The sequence below is a fragment of the Psychrobacter sp. Choline-02u-9 genome, from assembly GCF_002836505.1.
In the GTDB taxonomy this organism is placed as follows: domain Bacteria; phylum Pseudomonadota; class Gammaproteobacteria; order Pseudomonadales; family Moraxellaceae; genus Psychrobacter.
This window is the reverse complement of sequence record NZ_PJBF01000047.1, coordinates 1-16973: the sequence shown is the minus strand read 5'-3', so window position 1 is coordinate 16973 and position 16973 is coordinate 1. Positions and strand designations below refer to the sequence as shown.

General features: G+C 44.1%; 12 protein-coding genes. 3 read left to right on the top strand and 9 right to left on the bottom strand.

Going from position 1 to position 16973, the window contains the following annotated elements; all coding sequences use genetic code 11:
- Nucleotides 1-46: 46 nt before the first annotated feature.
- On the bottom strand, nt 47-919 hold the full coding sequence (locus tag CXF69_RS06140) for a hypothetical protein (protein WP_102078463.1): 873 nt from the start codon (nt 917-919) through the stop codon (nt 47-49).
- A gap of 593 nt (nt 920-1512) precedes the next feature.
- Here CXF69_RS06140 and CXF69_RS06135 point away from each other — a divergent pair.
- The gene (locus CXF69_RS06135) at nt 1513-2271 is read left to right on the top strand and encodes an IclR family transcriptional regulator (RefSeq protein ID WP_102078462.1); all 759 of its coding nucleotides are present in this window, start codon (nt 1513-1515) and stop codon (nt 2269-2271) included.
- Between the two features lie 191 nt (nt 2272-2462).
- Here the strand turns inward: CXF69_RS06135 and mmsB are convergent, their stop codons facing one another.
- The 8 genes from mmsB to CXF69_RS06095 form a co-directional block, all read right to left on the bottom strand.
- Nucleotides 2463-3383 (bottom strand): 3-hydroxyisobutyrate dehydrogenase, encoded by a 921-nt coding sequence (gene mmsB / locus CXF69_RS06130; protein ID WP_228706747.1) that lies wholly within the window; start codon nt 3381-3383, stop codon nt 2463-2465.
- A gap of 194 nt (nt 3384-3577) precedes the next feature.
- On the bottom strand, nt 3578-4837 hold the full coding sequence (locus CXF69_RS06125) for an enoyl-CoA hydratase/isomerase family protein (RefSeq protein ID WP_102078460.1): 1260 nt from the start codon (nt 4835-4837) through the stop codon (nt 3578-3580).
- A gap of 59 nt (nt 4838-4896) precedes the next feature.
- Complete coding sequence (locus tag CXF69_RS06120) at nt 4897-5679, bottom strand: enoyl-CoA hydratase (protein WP_102078459.1); 783 nt, start codon at nt 5677-5679, stop codon at nt 4897-4899.
- A gap of 32 nt (nt 5680-5711) precedes the next feature.
- A complete protein-coding gene (locus CXF69_RS06115; RefSeq protein WP_102078458.1) occupies nt 5712-6872 on the bottom strand; it encodes an acyl-CoA dehydrogenase family protein in 1161 nt (386 codons plus the stop codon).
- A 219-nt stretch (nt 6873-7091) separates the two neighbouring features.
- Nucleotides 7092-8576 (bottom strand): CoA-acylating methylmalonate-semialdehyde dehydrogenase, encoded by a 1485-nt coding sequence (locus tag CXF69_RS06110; RefSeq protein ID WP_102078457.1) that lies wholly within the window; start codon nt 8574-8576, stop codon nt 7092-7094.
- 343 nt (nt 8577-8919) lie between these two features.
- Nucleotides 8920-10941, bottom strand: a complete 2022-nt coding sequence (locus CXF69_RS06105; RefSeq protein WP_180952643.1) for a propionate--CoA ligase — start codon at nt 10939-10941, stop codon at nt 8920-8922.
- A 313-nt stretch (nt 10942-11254) separates the two neighbouring features.
- Nucleotides 11255-12925, bottom strand: coding sequence for a fatty acid--CoA ligase (locus CXF69_RS06100; RefSeq protein WP_102078455.1), 1671 nt, complete (start codon nt 12923-12925; stop codon nt 11255-11257).
- Between the two features lie 209 nt (nt 12926-13134).
- Nucleotides 13135-14295, bottom strand: coding sequence for an MFS transporter (locus tag CXF69_RS06095; protein ID WP_267284173.1), 1161 nt, complete (start codon nt 14293-14295; stop codon nt 13135-13137).
- A 571-nt stretch (nt 14296-14866) separates the two neighbouring features.
- Between CXF69_RS06095 and CXF69_RS06090 the strand changes: the two genes are divergently transcribed.
- Together CXF69_RS06090 and CXF69_RS06085 are read left to right on the top strand one after the other, a co-directional pair.
- Nucleotides 14867-15799 carry a dienelactone hydrolase family protein gene (locus tag CXF69_RS06090; protein WP_102078453.1) on the top strand — a complete coding sequence of 311 codons (933 nt, stop codon included), beginning with the start codon at nt 14867-14869 and terminating at the stop codon, nt 15797-15799.
- A gap of 314 nt (nt 15800-16113) precedes the next feature.
- A complete protein-coding gene (locus CXF69_RS06085) occupies nt 16114-16860 on the top strand; it encodes a hypothetical protein (RefSeq protein WP_102078452.1) in 747 nt (248 codons plus the stop codon).
- Nucleotides 16861-16973 lie beyond the last annotated feature (113 nt).

Here is a 16973-nt window from a genome sequence, read left to right as displayed (position 1 = left end):
CGTTTTTTTGTTTTCTACTAATGACAGTATTTAAACTGTCATTAGATTAGAAACGGTAAGTTGCACCAACTTTAACGATTGGCAACCATTCTAACCAGTCTTTATCTTCTAGCTCTTGCTCAGCAGCTTTGGCTACATCACTACCTTTAACAGTAGTAGTACCATTTACCGTAGTTGCTGTTACATCTGCATCTGCATTACTTGAAGTAACGGTAGCATCTGTTTTACCCATATAAGCTGCGCCAATTTCACCAAATAGACCGAAGTTATTTGTGATGTTTGGACGGAAGCCAACAGTCGCATAAGGAGCTAGTTTGTTACGATGCTCCATAGTACCTTGTAGGGTACCAGTTTCACTAGCGTTGTAATCAACGTTGTCGATTCTGAAGTTTGGTCCTTCAGAGTTAGCAGTTACATCAAAATCGTTGTCTGGAACGATGATACCAGCACCAACTGTGAACCAGTTACCAGTAGGACGTAATTGTACACCTAGGTATGGGTTACTAAAGTCAGCATCTACATCATAGTTTACGTCGTCTGCATCAAAGTCGCCGCCGAAAAGGTCAGCTACATCGCCACCTGCCCAACCAGCTTGTAGTTCAGTTTTCTCATTCATTGACCAACCGATATTCGCACCATAACCTAGAGTACCAACTTCAGCGCTAACAGATGCTGGGTTAATAGCTGTTTGGAACAAAGTTTTAGTGCCACCAAGTACCGCACCAGTAGTGTTGCTTACTACACCAGCGTCAGCATTGTATGCATAAGCAGCAGGTTCTGCTTGATAGGCAACAGCAACTGGCTCAGCTTCATATGCAACTGCAGCGTTGTCATCAACAACGATAACTGGATCAGCAGCTAATGCAGCAGTTGATGCTAGAACAGCAGCAGAGATTGCCGTCAATTTAATCAATTTCATAATTATTCTCCTAAAGTGTGAAATAAACCCGCCCATAAAAAACGATGATTGTGCTTTTGTTAAACCATCATTTTGTTGAGGTGATTAAAACAATTCTGACTTAAAAAGTCACCCCTACTGATGCTGTTTTTATTTGCCATTATGTAAAGATTGCATAGGTACTGTAATAATTGCTACACCAATCTGCAAAAATTCGCTTTTATGTTACATAACGTCCTTAAAGTAACCAAACAGCGTAAACATGAGACTTCGCTTGCTTAATGTTTATGTAAGGGTATTGCAAAACATGTCCACATAATTATCTAAAATATCGTCCGACTCAATGACAGTTATATGGCTTAACCTTACCAAATAGTGTGGCTTGTGAGTTGACGTATCTATTGTTACTTATATAAGAAAATCTACACCAACAAATAAAACGATATAAATGATCTCATATAACGCGACTAACGCTTGCCTCAAGCGAATATTATGCTAAATTAGTTGTTATAATAGATTTGTTATAGAACGTCAGTATTGTCACTATTTGTCTTATTTATGAAAACCTTGTGATACTACCTGCTCTATTTCTTTACTCCTAACGAGCCATATATATGCCTAAAGTATCGTCGATTACCCGTGTCCTAGAAATCATCGAAGCAGTGTCCTATGCTTCAAAACCGCTTTCTCCACTTGAGCTCTCACAGGAGCTAGATATCCCTAAACCGACCATTCATAGATTGATTCAAAATTTGGTTGATGATGGTTTTTTGACTGTTGATATTGGTGGCGGTATTATCCCTGGTAAGCGCGTACGCAATTTGAGCGTTGAGCTCTGGCAGCAACGGTTATTTTTTAACGAACGGCAGATGATTTTGCAAAAGCTGGTTGACGAGCTAAAAGAAACTTGCGGCATTGGTATTCCTTATCATATGAATATGATCTATACCAACCGTGCTCAAACGACCTTACCACTACAGATTTATCTTCCTGTCGGAGCAAAATCACCCATGTGGTGTACAGCGACTGGCAAGCTCTATCTAAGCCAATTATCTACGACTAGCCGTATGAAAATATTACAAGGGTTACCACTAGATAAGTTCACTAAGAATACGATTACTGATATCGATGCATTAAATGCCGAGCTTGATCGTATCGCTGATACTGGTATCGGCATCGATAATGAGGAGTTTATCTCTGAGATGGTGGCAGTGGCTGTACCTATACTCGACAAAAAGTCACGCTATCTGGCTTCTCTCTATTTGCATGCACCAACTATACGAGTATCACTCGACGATCTGCTGACTCATGTACCACGCCTACAGAAAGCTGCGCAAGACGTTCAGACGCTCGTCTACGATCTGCAAAGCTAACACAGTCTATTAGCCATAAAAAAAGGTCTACGCTATGATTTTAGCGTAGACCTTTTTTCTTTTTAGCAAATGCATTCTCTTAATTAATGCTACCTACTAGTGATACGAAAAATTCGTAATACTGGTATGTTTAAGAATCGATATGTCTAAGAAGGTTACATCCAAAAGAGACAAAGTTAAGAGAGTTATGCTTAGGACAATAATGAGACATCATGACGTCCGATAATACTAGAGAAATCTTTATCACCATTCTCTACAGTATGTGAGGCATATAACTCTGTTGCTTTAGCACCCATTGGCGTTTCTACTTCAGTGTCTTGAGCAGTCTGCATCGCAAGGTTCAAATCTTTTTGCATCAATTTGCTCATAAAACCGCCTTGATAGCCATTGCTAGAGGGCACATTTTCCATGACTTTCGGGTAAGGGTTATAAACTTCTAGTGTCCAGTTACGCCCTGAGCTCTGCAGCATGATGTCTGATAGCACCTTGGGGTCTAAACCATTCTTGACGCCTAGATTAATCGCTTCTGCCGTGCCTGCCATCAGAATACCTAACAGCATATTGTTGCAAATTTTTGCGACTTGTCCTGCGCCGTGCTCTCCAGCATGAAAGATGTTTTTTCCCATCACGGCAAGTATTGGCTCAGCCTTAGCAAAAGCAGCAGAATCGCCACCGACGATAAAGGTCAAACTACCAGCAACTGCCCCACCTGTACCGCCAGAGACTGGTGCATCCAAGAAATCTATCCCAAGCTTACTTGCCGCCTCTGCTACTGTCCTTGCATCAGCAGCTGCTATCGTACTACTGTCAATCACAAGCGTGCCTTTTGGCAGTTCTGCAAGTAACCCATCAGAGCCACTATCACCCAAGTACACCGAATGTACATGCTGACCTGCAGGCAACATACTAATCACAACTTGAGCGTTACTCGCAGCATCTTTAGGATTGTCTGCCACCCTAGCACCTGCTTGTGCTAGGCGCTGGGTTGCAACCTCAGACAAATCAAAAACAGACAGTGCATAACCTGCTTTTAACAAGTTCTCCGCCATTGGCGCGCCCATATTACCCAGCCCGATAAAGGCAATATTTGGTTTGCTGGGGTCATTACTCATTGTACTTATATCCTTTGTACCCATCTCATCACTCCTTGATGATTTATAATGTAGCTATTGCTACATACTATTTAACAGTGTTTACTAGCGAGTATTGCTTACTAAAGAATGCTGCTATCTTATGTCTTAGCACCCTTCTTTAAAACTTTATAAAATCGCTGATTGTTCTTATGTTATAAATTTCTTTTAGGCAACTAGCGGACATACTGACTACCCAAAGCATCACTACCTAACCAATCGCTCAAAGGATGCTCACCTTTTGGATAAGGATTGACAAAGTGCTTATCGATATACGCCTGCCCTTCTACACTTAGACAGTCTGCCAATGAACGCGACCATTTGGGCTTTCTATCTTTATCAATTAATAATGCCCGCACGCCTTCTTTAAAATCAGGATTGGCCGCGCAATGTACTGCGACATTGGTCTCTAAATACAGTACTTGTTCGATCGATAGGTCAGCGACTTTGTGATACAACGCATAGGTTAATGCAGCCGTGACTGGGCAGCCATGCCGATAGGTTGCAACTGCTCGCTGAGTCCAACTGTCTGCTGCAAAGTCTTGGTTTAGCTGCATGAGTGCTTCATCGCTTTGTAGCAACGTATCGATATCAGCCAGACCACCGCTATTCATCAGTTGCTGAATAGGCTGCCAGTAAGTTGCAAGCTTACTATCAGGTAGTTCGGCTACTGGCAGCTCAGCAAGTGCCCCGCTGACAATACTATGCGCACTATTGCTATGGCACTTATCTGCACCGCTCGTGTTATCGACTGCCTGCCAGTCGCTCTGTTTGAGGCGCTGCATGACAGTATCATAATCCTGACTGGCAACAGCATACTCCGCCAGATTAGCCAATAGCGCATCACTGCCATTGCACATCGCGCCAGTTAGACCTAAGAACAAACCCGTCTTAGCAGGCATACGCTGCAAAAACCAGCTACCAGATGCATCAGGGAACAGTCCAATAGTGACTTCAGGCATGGCAAAACGCGTACGCTCAGTGACTAGACGATGACTACATCCTGCCATCAGTCCCATACCGCCGCCCATGATGATACCGTCACCCCAAAGTATTAGTGGCTTTGGATAAAAGTGCATTTGACGATAGAGGCGGTACTCGTGACTAAAAAACTCAGTAGCATACGGGTTTGGCATTGGTGCACTGGCAGACATGCTGTCATAGAGTTTACGAATATCACCGCCCGCACAGAACGCTTTATCCCCTGCGCCCTTTAACACAAGCGCTACCACTTGCTCGTCCGCTTGCCACTGCTCTAGCTGTGCTGACAATAATTGACACATATCAACGCTAAGTGCATTAAGCGATTTGGGTGTATTAAGTGTCATGATCCCAATCAAGTGCCCGCAATCTGTCAGCTCAGTATTGAACAATACAGAGGCCTCTTGCTCGGTATTGTTCGAAGAGTTTTGGGTATTGTCGGTAGCTGCTGTCATAAAAGTGACCTACAAAGATTAAAGAATAAGTGTTATGGCTCAAGCGTTTTGACCGCTGTTTATTTGTTTTGCCAATTGGGTTTGCGTTTTTCTAAAAAGGCCTGTACCCCTTCGCGCTGATCGTTGGTATCAAACAACTTCACGAAAGCTTCACGCTCATGGATGAGGTTCTGCGCAGGCGGGGTGTCTCTAGCCGCTTGAATAAGTTTCTTGGAATAACTGATAGCAACAGGAGACTGTTTAGCGACTTTTTTTGCCAAGGCTTGAGCGATTTGCAATCCCTCACCTTTTGCAGCGACCTCTTCAACCAGACCGATACGCAATGCCGTATCTGCATCGATCCGCTCACCACACAGTATCATGCGTTTGGCCCAACCTTCCCCTACTAACATAGGTAGGTTCTGTGTGCCGCCAGCACATGGCAATAATCCTACGCCTGTTTCTGGCAGTGCCATCTGTGCGTGCGCTTCTGCAATACGGATATCACATGCGAGCGCACACTCTAGTCCGCCGCCCATTGCATAGCCATTGATGACAGCGATACTGACACCGCGATAGGCCGATAGCGCTTCGAATGCCTCACCAAATGCAATCGCCATGCTGATGGCACGGCCTTTATCACCGTCTGAAAAATTGTTTAAATCTGCACCAGCTGAAAAGAACTTTTCGCCATCTCCATGCACGATCAGTGCATAGACATCGTCGTTGGCATTAAGGTCGGTAATGAGCTGCTTAAGTGCATGTAGACTGTCCATCGTCCACGTATGTGCCGGTGGGTTGTTCAACGTCAATGTTGCGGTATGGCCATCAATTGATAGCTGTAGATTTGTATAATCTGTCATAAAACATCCTTGTTTCAGTAAAACGAGATAAATTAGCGAAGTTGACTTAACCCTTCATCTTGCAAGACCTGACGTGAAATAATCACTCGCATGATCTCATTGGTGCCTTCTAAGATTTGATGGACACGCAAGTCTCGCACATGGCGCTCAAGCGGATACTCATTTAGATAACCATAGCCGCCGTGCAACTGCAGAGCTTCATTGGCAACATCGAAACAAAGATCCGTAGACAGACGTTTTGCCATCGCGCAGTAGGTAGACGCTTGTCCATCATTGTTGTCGACTTTATCAGCTGCTAGATACAGTATTTGGCGCGCGGCAATGGTCTGAGTCAACATATCAGCAAGTTTAAACTGTACTGACTGTAAGTTGGCAATTGCACTACCAAACTGGCTGCGCTCTTGCACGTAACTGGTTGCGGTCTCTAACGCCGCTTGTGCCGTTCCTACTGCACAAATACCGATATTAATACGACCACCATCTAGTCCTTTCATAGCGATACGAAAGCCTTGACCTTCCTCACCTATCAGGTTCTCTACTGGCACTTTTACATCTTTAAAGCTAGTCGTGCGTGTCGGCTGTGCTTTCCAGCCCATTTTGTGCTCGTTTTTGCCATATTCGATACCAGCACTATTGGCGTCTACAACGAACGCTGACACGCCTTTTGGCCCAGCATCACCAGTACGCGCCATCACTACCAATACATCGGTTGAGCCTGCGCCAGAAATGAAGGTTTTTTCACCGTTCAGTACGTAATGCTCGCCTTGCTTCTCCGCTTTGGTACGTAAAGAAGCTGCATCAGACCCTGCGTTTGGTTCTGTTAAGCAATAGCTGCCAAGCCACTCACCGCTGACCATATTGGGCAGATATTTTTTGCATAGCGTATCGCTGCCATATTCACCAATCATCCATGCGGCCATGTTATGAATACTCATATACGCTGCTACAGCCGTGTCGCCCCATGCAAGCTCTTCGAATACCATCGCTGAGTCCAGTCTTGGCAGGCCCAAGCCATCATACTCTGGATTGGTGTATAGCCCCAAAAATCCAAGCTCACCAGATTTTTTGATCACATCTATTGGGAAATGCGAGTTACGATCCCATTCAGCAGCATTTGGCTTTAGCTCTTTTTGCGCAAACTGACGGGCGGTTTGGCGAAAGGCGACTTGGTCATCGGTCAATGAAAAATCCATAGGGTCATCCTTGTTCTTATAGATCAAATATAGGGCTTAAATCTCAGATAAACGTTAATAAAAGCTCTAATGAAAATGTTGGTCAGAGATTTTATAAGACATTAGCGCGACATGATAGCGGCATAACGATAATAAAAGTGCGTTTAATAGTACCGCAAGTCGCATGATCGTCATACCGAAAACACAAAATGTCATACTGAAAAGACAATGAGCTGACGATTAAATTGAAATCGTTGTGTTGACACCGCGGCTTGCTTCATCATCAAACCAACGTGCCGTCACAGTCTTGGTCTGAGTATAGAACTGGACCGCTTGCTTACCATAAGGACCTAAGTCACCAAGCTTGCTGCCACGTGAACCTGAGAACGAGAACATAGGTAGTGGCACAGGGATTGGCAAGTTAATACCGATTTGACCAACTTGAATGTCTTGCTGGAATTTATGTGCAGCTGCCCCTGACTGAGTAAATATCGCCGTGCCATTGCCATGTGGATTGGCATTCAATAGTGCAATCGCTTCGTCCAAGGTGTTAGCACGCATAATACATAGTACTGGACCAAAGATTTCTTCTTTATAAATTTGCATATCACTTGTGACATTATCAAAGATAGTTGGACCAACGAAGTTACCCTTTTCGAACCCTTCAACAGTAATTCCGCGACCGTCTAGAATCAAGCTCGCACCTTCTTCTACGCCAGTCCCAATCAAATGCTCGACACGGGCCTTTGCGGCAGGAGAAATCAGTGGGCCCAAGTCTTTGTCATGCTTACCAGCCGAGACGATTAAGCTTTCTGCTTTGGCTTTAATCTCATCAATCCACTCACCTGCTGCGCCTACCAGTACGACGACCGATAGTGCCATACAGCGCTGACCAGCGGCACCAAATGCTGCGCCTGCTAGCTGATTGAGCGTCTGCTCTTTGTTAGCATCAGGTAGGATAACGCCATGGTTTTTCGCGCCCATCATACACTGGGCACGCTTACCTGACTGGCTTGCACGCTCATAGACATGTTTGCCTACATGAGTAGAACCGACGAAAGAAACGGCTTTGATATCTGGATGGTCGCAGATAGCATCGACGGTTGCTTTGCCGCCATGTACTACGTTTAGCACGCCTTCTGGTACGCCCGCTTCAATCGCTAGCTCAACCAAACGCATAGTCACCATCGGATCTTGTTCAGACGGTTTTAGGATAAATGTATTACCCGTAGCAATCGCCATTGGGAACATCCATAGTGGAATCATCGCTGGGAAGTTAAACGGTGTGATACCAGCGCAAACGCCGAGTGGCTGCCAAATACTATAAGTATCGACACCTGACGCCACGTTTTCTACGAAGTCGCCGATTTGCAGATTGGCAATACCAGCGGCATGCTCTACCACTTCTAGACCGCGGAACACATCACCGCGTGCATCTGCAATCGTTTTGCCTTGCTCTGCGGTCAAGATTTCTGCCAGCTCATCCATATGATCACGAATCAAAGATTGATACTTTAAAAAGATACGCGCACGCGTGGTGATTGGCGTTTTGCGCCAGGTTTCAAACGCTGTCTGTGCGGCGGCAACCGCTTGATTAATCTCATCATTGGTGGTTTGAGGGACTTTTGCGATGACTTCTTGAGTTGCTGGATCGGTGATATCAATCCATTCGTCGGTATTTGATTGTACGAACTGACCATTGATGAGCTGCTGAACGTGGTGCATAAGATATCCTTATCTTTTTTGCGAGACTACCGTGTGACGGCACCTAGATATTTATTAGAAAAGTAAAAGCAATGAGGGTTTGTCTATAAAGCATTATTAAAAACTGAATTTTAAAATGATTTATTTTGTATCGTTATTAACTATAACAATAAACCATTTTTACGGTCAAGCGCTTTATCGAAATTTTATCTAAGTTTATTTTGATGGCACGAGTTTCTATAAAAATGGTTTAAATAACAAACACAAAAAAGCCCATGATTACTCATGAGCTTTTATAAAATAAATCTATTTGTTATGTAAAATAACGATCATTGCTGACTTATAGATCGATACATTGCGTTAATCAATAATCCTTCATCGCTTGCTTGATCGCATCAATAGCGGTTGGATTATCAAGCGTTGACATATCTCCTGTCGGTTGGTTTTCCGCCAGAGCACGAATTGAGCGACGTAAGATTTTACCAGAGCGGGTTTTTGGCAGTGCCTGAGGGAAGTAGATAGCGGCTGGTCGCGCGATTCCGCCCAAAGATTTGACGACAGCGCCTATCACTTGTTGCTCGATACGGAAACGGTTTTCGGTGGTTTCAATTTGCGTTTGATCTTTTAGGACGCAGAACGCAATAGGTAGCTCACCTTTTAGCTCGTCTTGAATCCCTACCACAGCACACTCTGCCATCTCTGGATGCGTACTGATGGCCTCCTCAATCTCTTGTGTGCCTATGCGATGTCCTGCGACGTTTATCACGTCATCAGTACGACCTAAGATGTAGAAATACCCTTCTTCATCTGTCACTGCATAGTCCGAAGTTGAGTACTGCTGACCATCAAACAGACCAAAATAGCTGCTAATAAAGCGCTCGTCGTTACGCCATACCGTGGTGAGACAACCAGGCGGTAGTGGTGCTTTAATTGCAAGCAATCCTTTTTCGCCAGCCTGACAAGGATCGCCCGTTTCCTCGTTGATGACATGCGCTTCATAGCCATACATCGGGTAACCAGGTGACCCCTGCTTGTGCGGCTTATGATTGAACTTTGGCGTATGGCTGAGGATTGGCCACCCAGACTCTGTTTGCCAATAGTGATCTAAAATTGGCACGCCCAGATGCTGAGTCAACCAACTAGCCGTTGATTCATCAAGCGGCTCACCTGCCAAAAAGAACGACTTCACACTGGAAACGTCGTAACGCGTCATCCAGCTTTCGTCTTGTTTTTTGAGCATACGCACACCTGTGGGTGCGGTGAATAAAATATTAACTTTGTTAGCTTCAACGATACGCCACCAGATACCAGGGTTTGGCATATGCGGCAAGCCCTCATACATAATACTGGTCATACCCGCCAGTAACGGCGCATAGATCGTATAAGAATGCCCGACGGCCCAACCAATATCAGATATCGCCCAGAACGTCTCGCCAGCCTTGCCGTCATAGACATAATCTATCGACGTCGTCAGCGCGACTGCATGACCACCTGTATCGCGCTGCACCCCTTTCGGTGTGCCAGTAGTACCAGAAGTATAAAGCAAATAGGACGGGGTATTTGACTCGAGCCAAACTGGCTCTACGACTGCATTGGCCTCACAACTATGACGACGCTCGGTTGCATAATCAACATCGATCGCTTTGGTTTCAAATGGCAATATACCGCGATTGACCACCAGCACATGTTCTAGTTTGACAGTCGCTTGTTCGACGCCTTGATTGACTAGGTTTTTATAATTGACGACCTTACCACCGCGTAGCCCTGCATCTACGGTAATGACCATTTTGGCTTCGGCATCATCCATACGGATAGCCAAGTTATGGGCGGCAAACCCACCAAACACGACTGAATGGACGGCACCAATACGCGCACAAGCAAGCATGGCATAAGCCGCTTCCAATATCATCGGCATATAGATGATGACACGGTCACCCTTGCCAATACCGTGACGTTGTAGCACATCGGCAAAATAATTAACTTCTTTATACAAGTCATTATAAGTCAGGCGACGCTTGGTATAGTCTGTATAAAACTCGACGTTATTGCCCAAATCCTTAAACGAATCAACAACCGCTGGAAAAGTTTCTATCAACTCTTGATTAATCTCTGATGACACCCACACAAAAGCGTCTTGCTCTGCACGGTCTACCAGATGACGATCGACACAGTTATAACAAAGATTGGTCTCACCGCCGACAAACCATCTGGCAAAAGGCAGATTGCTGTCATCTAGAATTTGTTCAGGCTCTTTATGCCAATAGATACGCTTCGCCTGCTCAGCCCAAAAATGCTCTCGATCCGTAATAGACTCATGATAAATATCAGCGAATTTTGGCGTGTCTGTCATTTGGGTAGAAACTGGGGATTGGGAATGGTCGCTCATAGTAGCTGTCCTTAGCATAAACGAGAAATGAGGCAATAGTATTTTATAGTTAAGGCACTTAATAAGTTATAACGGTATTCACCTCGTGTAACGCACTGTCTGCGTGCAACTGGCTGATACCAACTCTAAAATGCTTCAACTATAAAATACCATGTCTTAGTAAATACTGGTCATCCTTGCCAGAATTAAAAAACCGATACATATCGTATCGGTTTAAAATGTAGCAGAGCCTATGGGAAAGGTCAACTATTAAGCGTGTAATACGCGCTACATTTTGACGAATACAAATATTTGAACATTTAATCAATACTAATTAAATCTCAGTTTGATTGGCATACATCTCACGCATGACTTTTTTGTCATGTTTGCCAACAGAAGTTTTTGGTAGCTCATCAACGAATTTAAACTGGCTTGGTACGCCATATTTAGGAATGATACCGCGCTCTACCGCTTTTTCTGCAATCGCTTTGATATCATCAGCACTGGTATCCTTAGCATCAGGCTTTAATACCACCAAAGCCAATGGACGCTCACCCCATTGCTTATCACGCACTCCAATCACTGACACATCAGCCACTGATGGATGTAACGATAAAATGGTCTCAATCTCTAACGATGAAATCCACTCACCACCTGATTTGATTACATCCTTTAAGCGATCGGTGATTTTGATATAGCCATCAGGACGTATGTACGCAATATCTTGGGTATGCATATAACCATTTTCCCACAGCTCTTTGCCAGCGTCGTCATTTTTAAGATAGCTTTGGGTCAACCAAGGCGCACGCAATACAAGCTCGCCTGTATTGTCTGGTCCAGTCCCTACTGACTTGTTGCCTTCACCCCATACCTGAGCATCGACCATGAGTACGGGTTTACCTGTCATACAACGACGGGCAATATCTTCTTCTTCAGTCATTTCAGGCTCATCGAGACTAAAACCCGTTAAGCTAATAAGCGGCGCAGTCTCTGACATACCATAGCCTGTATAGACCTCAATGCCTTGTGCCATCGCCGTTTTGGCTAGACCTTCTGTCAGTCTTGAACCACCAATAATCATTTTTAGACCATTAAAGCTGGCGTCGCGATCTTGTGCTTCTTTGAGTACCATTTGCAAAATTGTTGGTACACAATGGGTGATACTGACCTTTTCATTGACAATTAAGTCCATCAACGTATCAGGCGCATAGCGACCTGGATAGACTTGCTTTAGACCCACCATGGTTGCTGTAAACGGAAAACCCCATGCATGCACATGGAACATTGGCGTCATCGGCATATAGACATCCCCATAGCTCACGCCTTGCTTATCAGGCAGCATCCCCAAGGTTGCCGCTTCTGCTAGTGTATGTAGCACTAGCTGACGATGGCTAAAGAAAACCCCTTTTGGATCACCTGTCGTGCCTGACGTATAAAAAGTCGTCGCAATGGTATTTTCATCAAAATCTGGGAAATCAAATTCGCTATTAGCAGCTTTTAGTAACGCTTCATACTCGCCTGTGACACGGCTTTGGTTGCTACCAAAGATACCTTCAGCAGTGACACCGTTGTCATCAAGCCAGATAATATGCTCAATACTTGAGTTCTCGAACTGATAGTCTTTAACCAATGGCGCAAACTCAGAATTGAGCATCAGCACTTTAGGCTTGGCATGGTTGATGGTATAAAGGATTTTCTCAGGCGATAGACGGATATTGACGGTCTGTAAAACGTACTCTGACATTGGTACGGCAAAATAAGACTCAAGATAGCGATGACTGTCCCAATCCATTACGGCAACCACATCACCTGCATCGAGCTTTAGGTCTGCCAATACATTGGCCAAACGATTGATCCGCTCGAACAGCTCTTTATAAGTCAGGCGCTTTTTGTCCGCATACACAATCTCTTGATCTTGCGATACCGTTTTTGCACGGCTTAATAATTGCTTGACCAGTAGTGGATAATCGTAGGCAGATGGTGCACTGTGATAAATGTTTGACATAGATTTGACTTCCTTGTTTGTCGTACTTATAAGGGATAAATAACAATAATAATCAAGTTAATAGCAGCATAAAATCTACTGCGCTAACCATTTTAATTTTTATAATAACATCGTTATTGATAGTAAGAAAAAAGCGGCGCCGTGTAAAGCGGTCTTACATTAAGTATCATAAGATGACTGACCGAGCCTACATTAAATCAGACAGCCAATCACTTTGCCCGTACTGTAGTTTTAATCATCCCAAAACTGGCTATTAATAACGCCAATACCTGCACAAACAGTAATAACCATACGGTAAGAGACCACTGCCCTCGCGCATAAGCTATGCCACCCAGCCATGCCCCTAGCGTACCGCCTGTATAGTAGCCCATATAATATAGACCCGAAGCTAATGAACGACCCTTTTTTACGTTGACCGCGATATAACTGATGGTTGCTGATTGGGTAACAAACACACCCGAGGACATAATTGCTAGTCCTATGATCACTCCCCACAAAGGCGTAACCAAGGTCAATAACAAACCCACCATCGATACAACAATAGCGACACGGACCGTACGCGCCGAGCCAAACCGACGTAGCAATTTACTAGACAATGGCGTGATAACAACGCCCAATAGATATACTGCAAAAATATTAGCAAGTGCCCCTGTCGTCAACTGATACGGTTCATCTGCCAGATGTAAATTAATAAAAGTGAAGCAGCCTACAAGGGAGAACAGCACGCAAGCGCCAAGCAGACATGCTGTTACCACATAGCGATTGGTGACGTGCTCACCCAGCGTCTGTATCGCTGAGCGAAAATTAGGGTTGGCCACAAAGTGACGAGACGATGGTAGCATCTTGCCGACCCATATCGCGCCTAGCAAGGTCATTGCGGTCATGACGTAGTAACCATGCCGCCAGCCAATCAACTCATGCAAATGCCCCAGCAAGAACCGACCCATAAAGCCGCCAAGCACGCATCCTGACACATAAAAGGACATCAACTCAGTCATTGCCCGGCCCTCAAACTCCTCACCGATATAGGCAATTGTCACCACCGTAATACCCGGTACGGACAATCCTTGCATGAAGCGCCCAATGCCGACCCATTCAATGCTCGAGCTCTGGGCAATAAGCGCTGTTGGTATCGCTAAAAACAATAAAGCGCCAACGATAAACGACTTGCGCCCGACTGCATCTGAGAGCATACCCAAAAATGGTGACATAATCGCAATAGCCAATACAGTGGCACCAACGATCATGCCAGCCTGTACTTCGGTCGCAGCAAAGTCCACCATCATGACTGGTAGCACCGCTTGGATAGAGTACACTTGCAAAAAAGCAAACATACCTATTAGACCAATTGTAAGCTTCAATATCCACAACGTTGAATGATTGGAGGGAGCTGGTGGCACAGCTGTTATATCTTGGATCTGATCTTTAGAATTATTCACAGGGGATCTGACTATATTGGTTATACCATGACTGCAAATAATAACCGTCACTGGCGTGGATGATAGAGAGGAATAACGGTGATTTTGCTTATGCTAAATGTATAAGCAAAATCACCGTTATTAAACGATAAATGCTCATCATAATGACAAGCCAATTATGGTAGCACATTCATCAATATACTCAGGTTTAAAAGTGTTATTGCCACTTGATAGATTCTTTATTCGGGTACGAGATTATCGTAGAAAAACTTGACTAGGAATCACATTTCGACTTGAGACGGTGAAGACAGCTTTCGACTCACAAGTTCATGATCAAAGTTACGTTTACTGCATATACAGGATAGTATGGTTAGATGCTCTTGACGCACTTGTTGAGTACTTAACTGCTTTAACGATTGATGACGTTGACAATTAACAATCACTACCTACGTCTATCTTTTCTAACCCATAGACATGCACGACCACACAACCTTTTAGAATACAATTTACTATGATGAAAAATATGATGCTTTCACAACTTATGATCGCGATGAGCACATTGGTTTTCTCTACAATGGCTATAGCAGAAGTAACTGTATCCGAGACTAGCGTTAAAAGCCTCAACCCAGTTAGATCAACACTCGACGCTACAAACTCACTAGCGGCAGTAGACTGTATAAAGGATGACGCTATCACTGCTACTGAGCTCACAAAAACACGTGATAACGGTCCGTTTTCTATAAAGTCCAAGCATGTGAGTCGCCAATCAGCCAATGGCTTTGGTGGCGGTACCATACATTATCCAACGGATGCTGCTAACTGTGGTCTGCTAGGTGGTATCGCGGTAGTGCCAGGTTATGTGTCTTATGAGTCTTCTATCAAATGGTGGGGACCGCGTCTAGCCTCTTGGGGATTTGTCGTTATTACTATTAATACTAGCTCCATTTATGATAATCCGGATAGCCGTGCTGAGCAATTGAGCGCGGCTCTCGATCATCTCATCGCTGATAAAACAGTGGGGCATATGATCGATCCAAATCGTTTGGGCGCGATTGGTTGGTCAATGGGCGGCGGCGGTGCGCTACGATTGGCAACTGAGCGCAGTACGGTGCAAGCCATCATTGCACAAACGCCCTATCATGATACGAGCTATGGTGCGATGGATACGCCTGCTCTATTCATCGCTTGTGAAAATGACCGTATCGCCCCGAATAAAAAATATACCAATACCTTTTATCAAAAAGCTGACGGTCCAAAAATGAAGGTCGAGATTAACAACGGCAGTCATTTCTGTGCCAGTCATCGTTTTAACGAGAAACTATTAAGTAAGCCTGCTATCGCATGGATGCAACGTTATATTAATGGTGATACCCGTTTCGATAAATTCTTATGTGGCAATGAAAGCTACAAAGATGATCCTCGTATCTCAGCCTATGATTACGAAGACTGTTTATAAGCTATTTTTTAATCTACTTATAAAAGGAAGGACAGACAGCTTTCACTGTTAATAATGACATTTGAATAACAACTCTTTTTTATTTTTACACATTTACATTGCTTCTATCTTTTTTCTTACAGACTTTACTGCCATAAAAATTAATAATCATATAGTCAATCTTCTATAAATTGGATACGGTATCAGGCTCGTTTAGTCTACAACTTGTAGTGCTTTCACTCGCCTTCCTTGTATCCAAATTATATTGAACCGACTATAGGGTGCTACAAAAAAGTAAAACGATTGAATAAATGAACTATCAAGGAGTAATGTCGATGACTGATGAAATGTATGATTTAGGTGCAGGGTTTTGGAGTATTCGAGGCTCATTTATAAAGAACGGCATACTTGATATCGGTGTTCAATGTGCCCTCATAAAACTACCATCAGGACGATTTATATTCTTAGATAGCTACACATTAAAAGATAATGTTCGTCAGCAAGTAATGGCACTAACCAATGATGGTCGAGATGTTGAAGCCGTTCTCAATGTTCATCCGTTCCATACGGTACACTGTGCTCAAATGGCCAAAGACTTTCCGCAAGCGACGTTTTATGGCAGTAGCCGACATCCAGAACAAGTGCCTGAAGTCAATTGGGCAGATGACTTAGTCGAAAGCGATTCCGTTGCTGCGCGCTACCCTGAACTTAAATTCTCTATTCCTCAAGGCATCCATTACATCTCACCGGATGAAGCGGTTCATGCCAGCTCGCTTTTGGCCTACCACCCTGCCAGCCAGAGCATTTATGTCGATGATACCTTTGAGATACCCCCTTCCAAGTTAATAAGTGCCGTGCAGCCTAACCTAGGCTTACACCCTACTACCAAAAAAGCGCTCAAAGATGAGCCAGATGCAGCTAAGCACTATTGTGATTGGGCCGTAGAGCTGGCAAGCGAGTGGCGTGATGGTCGAAATTTTTGCAGTGCGCATTCGGGATTGGTTATATTTGATAAAGGTCAATTTGAGACAGCACTTATTTCAGCGATTGATCTGGCTCGCCCTGAGCTTGAGAAGGCATAAAAACAAACATAAAGGCGTAAAGAGTTAGAACACATACCATTAAAACAGCTCGAAAAACAAAGTTTACAGTGAAAAAGTAGCTTTGTTTTATTTACATATTTTATTTAATTAAC

Coding starts and splice junctions, on each gene's coding strand:
- CXF69_RS06140 (WP_102078463.1), bottom strand. CDS start 919: ATGAAATTGATTAAATTGACGGCAATCTCTGCTGCTGTTCTAGCATCA.
- CXF69_RS06135 (WP_102078462.1), top strand. CDS start 1,513: ATGCCTAAAGTATCGTCGATTACCCGTGTCCTAGAAATCATCGAAGCA.
- mmsB (WP_228706747.1), bottom strand. CDS start 3,383: ATGAGTAATGACCCCAGCAAACCAAATATTGCCTTTATCGGGCTGGGT.
- CXF69_RS06125 (WP_102078460.1), bottom strand. CDS start 4,837: ATGACAGCAGCTACCGACAATACCCAAAACTCTTCGAACAATACCGAG.
- CXF69_RS06120 (WP_102078459.1), bottom strand. CDS start 5,679: ATGACAGATTATACAAATCTACAGCTATCAATTGATGGCCATACCGCA.
- CXF69_RS06115 (WP_102078458.1), bottom strand. CDS start 6,872: ATGGATTTTTCATTGACCGATGACCAAGTCGCCTTTCGCCAAACCGCC.
- CXF69_RS06110 (WP_102078457.1), bottom strand. CDS start 8,576: ATGCACCACGTTCAGCAGCTCATCAATGGTCAGTTCGTACAATCAAAT.
- CXF69_RS06105 (WP_180952643.1), bottom strand. CDS start 10,941: ATGAGCGACCATTCCCAATCCCCAGTTTCTACCCAAATGACAGACACG.
- CXF69_RS06100 (WP_102078455.1), bottom strand. CDS start 12,925: ATGTCAAACATTTATCACAGTGCACCATCTGCCTACGATTATCCACTA.
- CXF69_RS06090 (WP_102078453.1), top strand. CDS start 14,867: ATGATGCTTTCACAACTTATGATCGCGATGAGCACATTGGTTTTCTCT.
- CXF69_RS06085 (WP_102078452.1), top strand. CDS start 16,114: ATGACTGATGAAATGTATGATTTAGGTGCAGGGTTTTGGAGTATTCGA.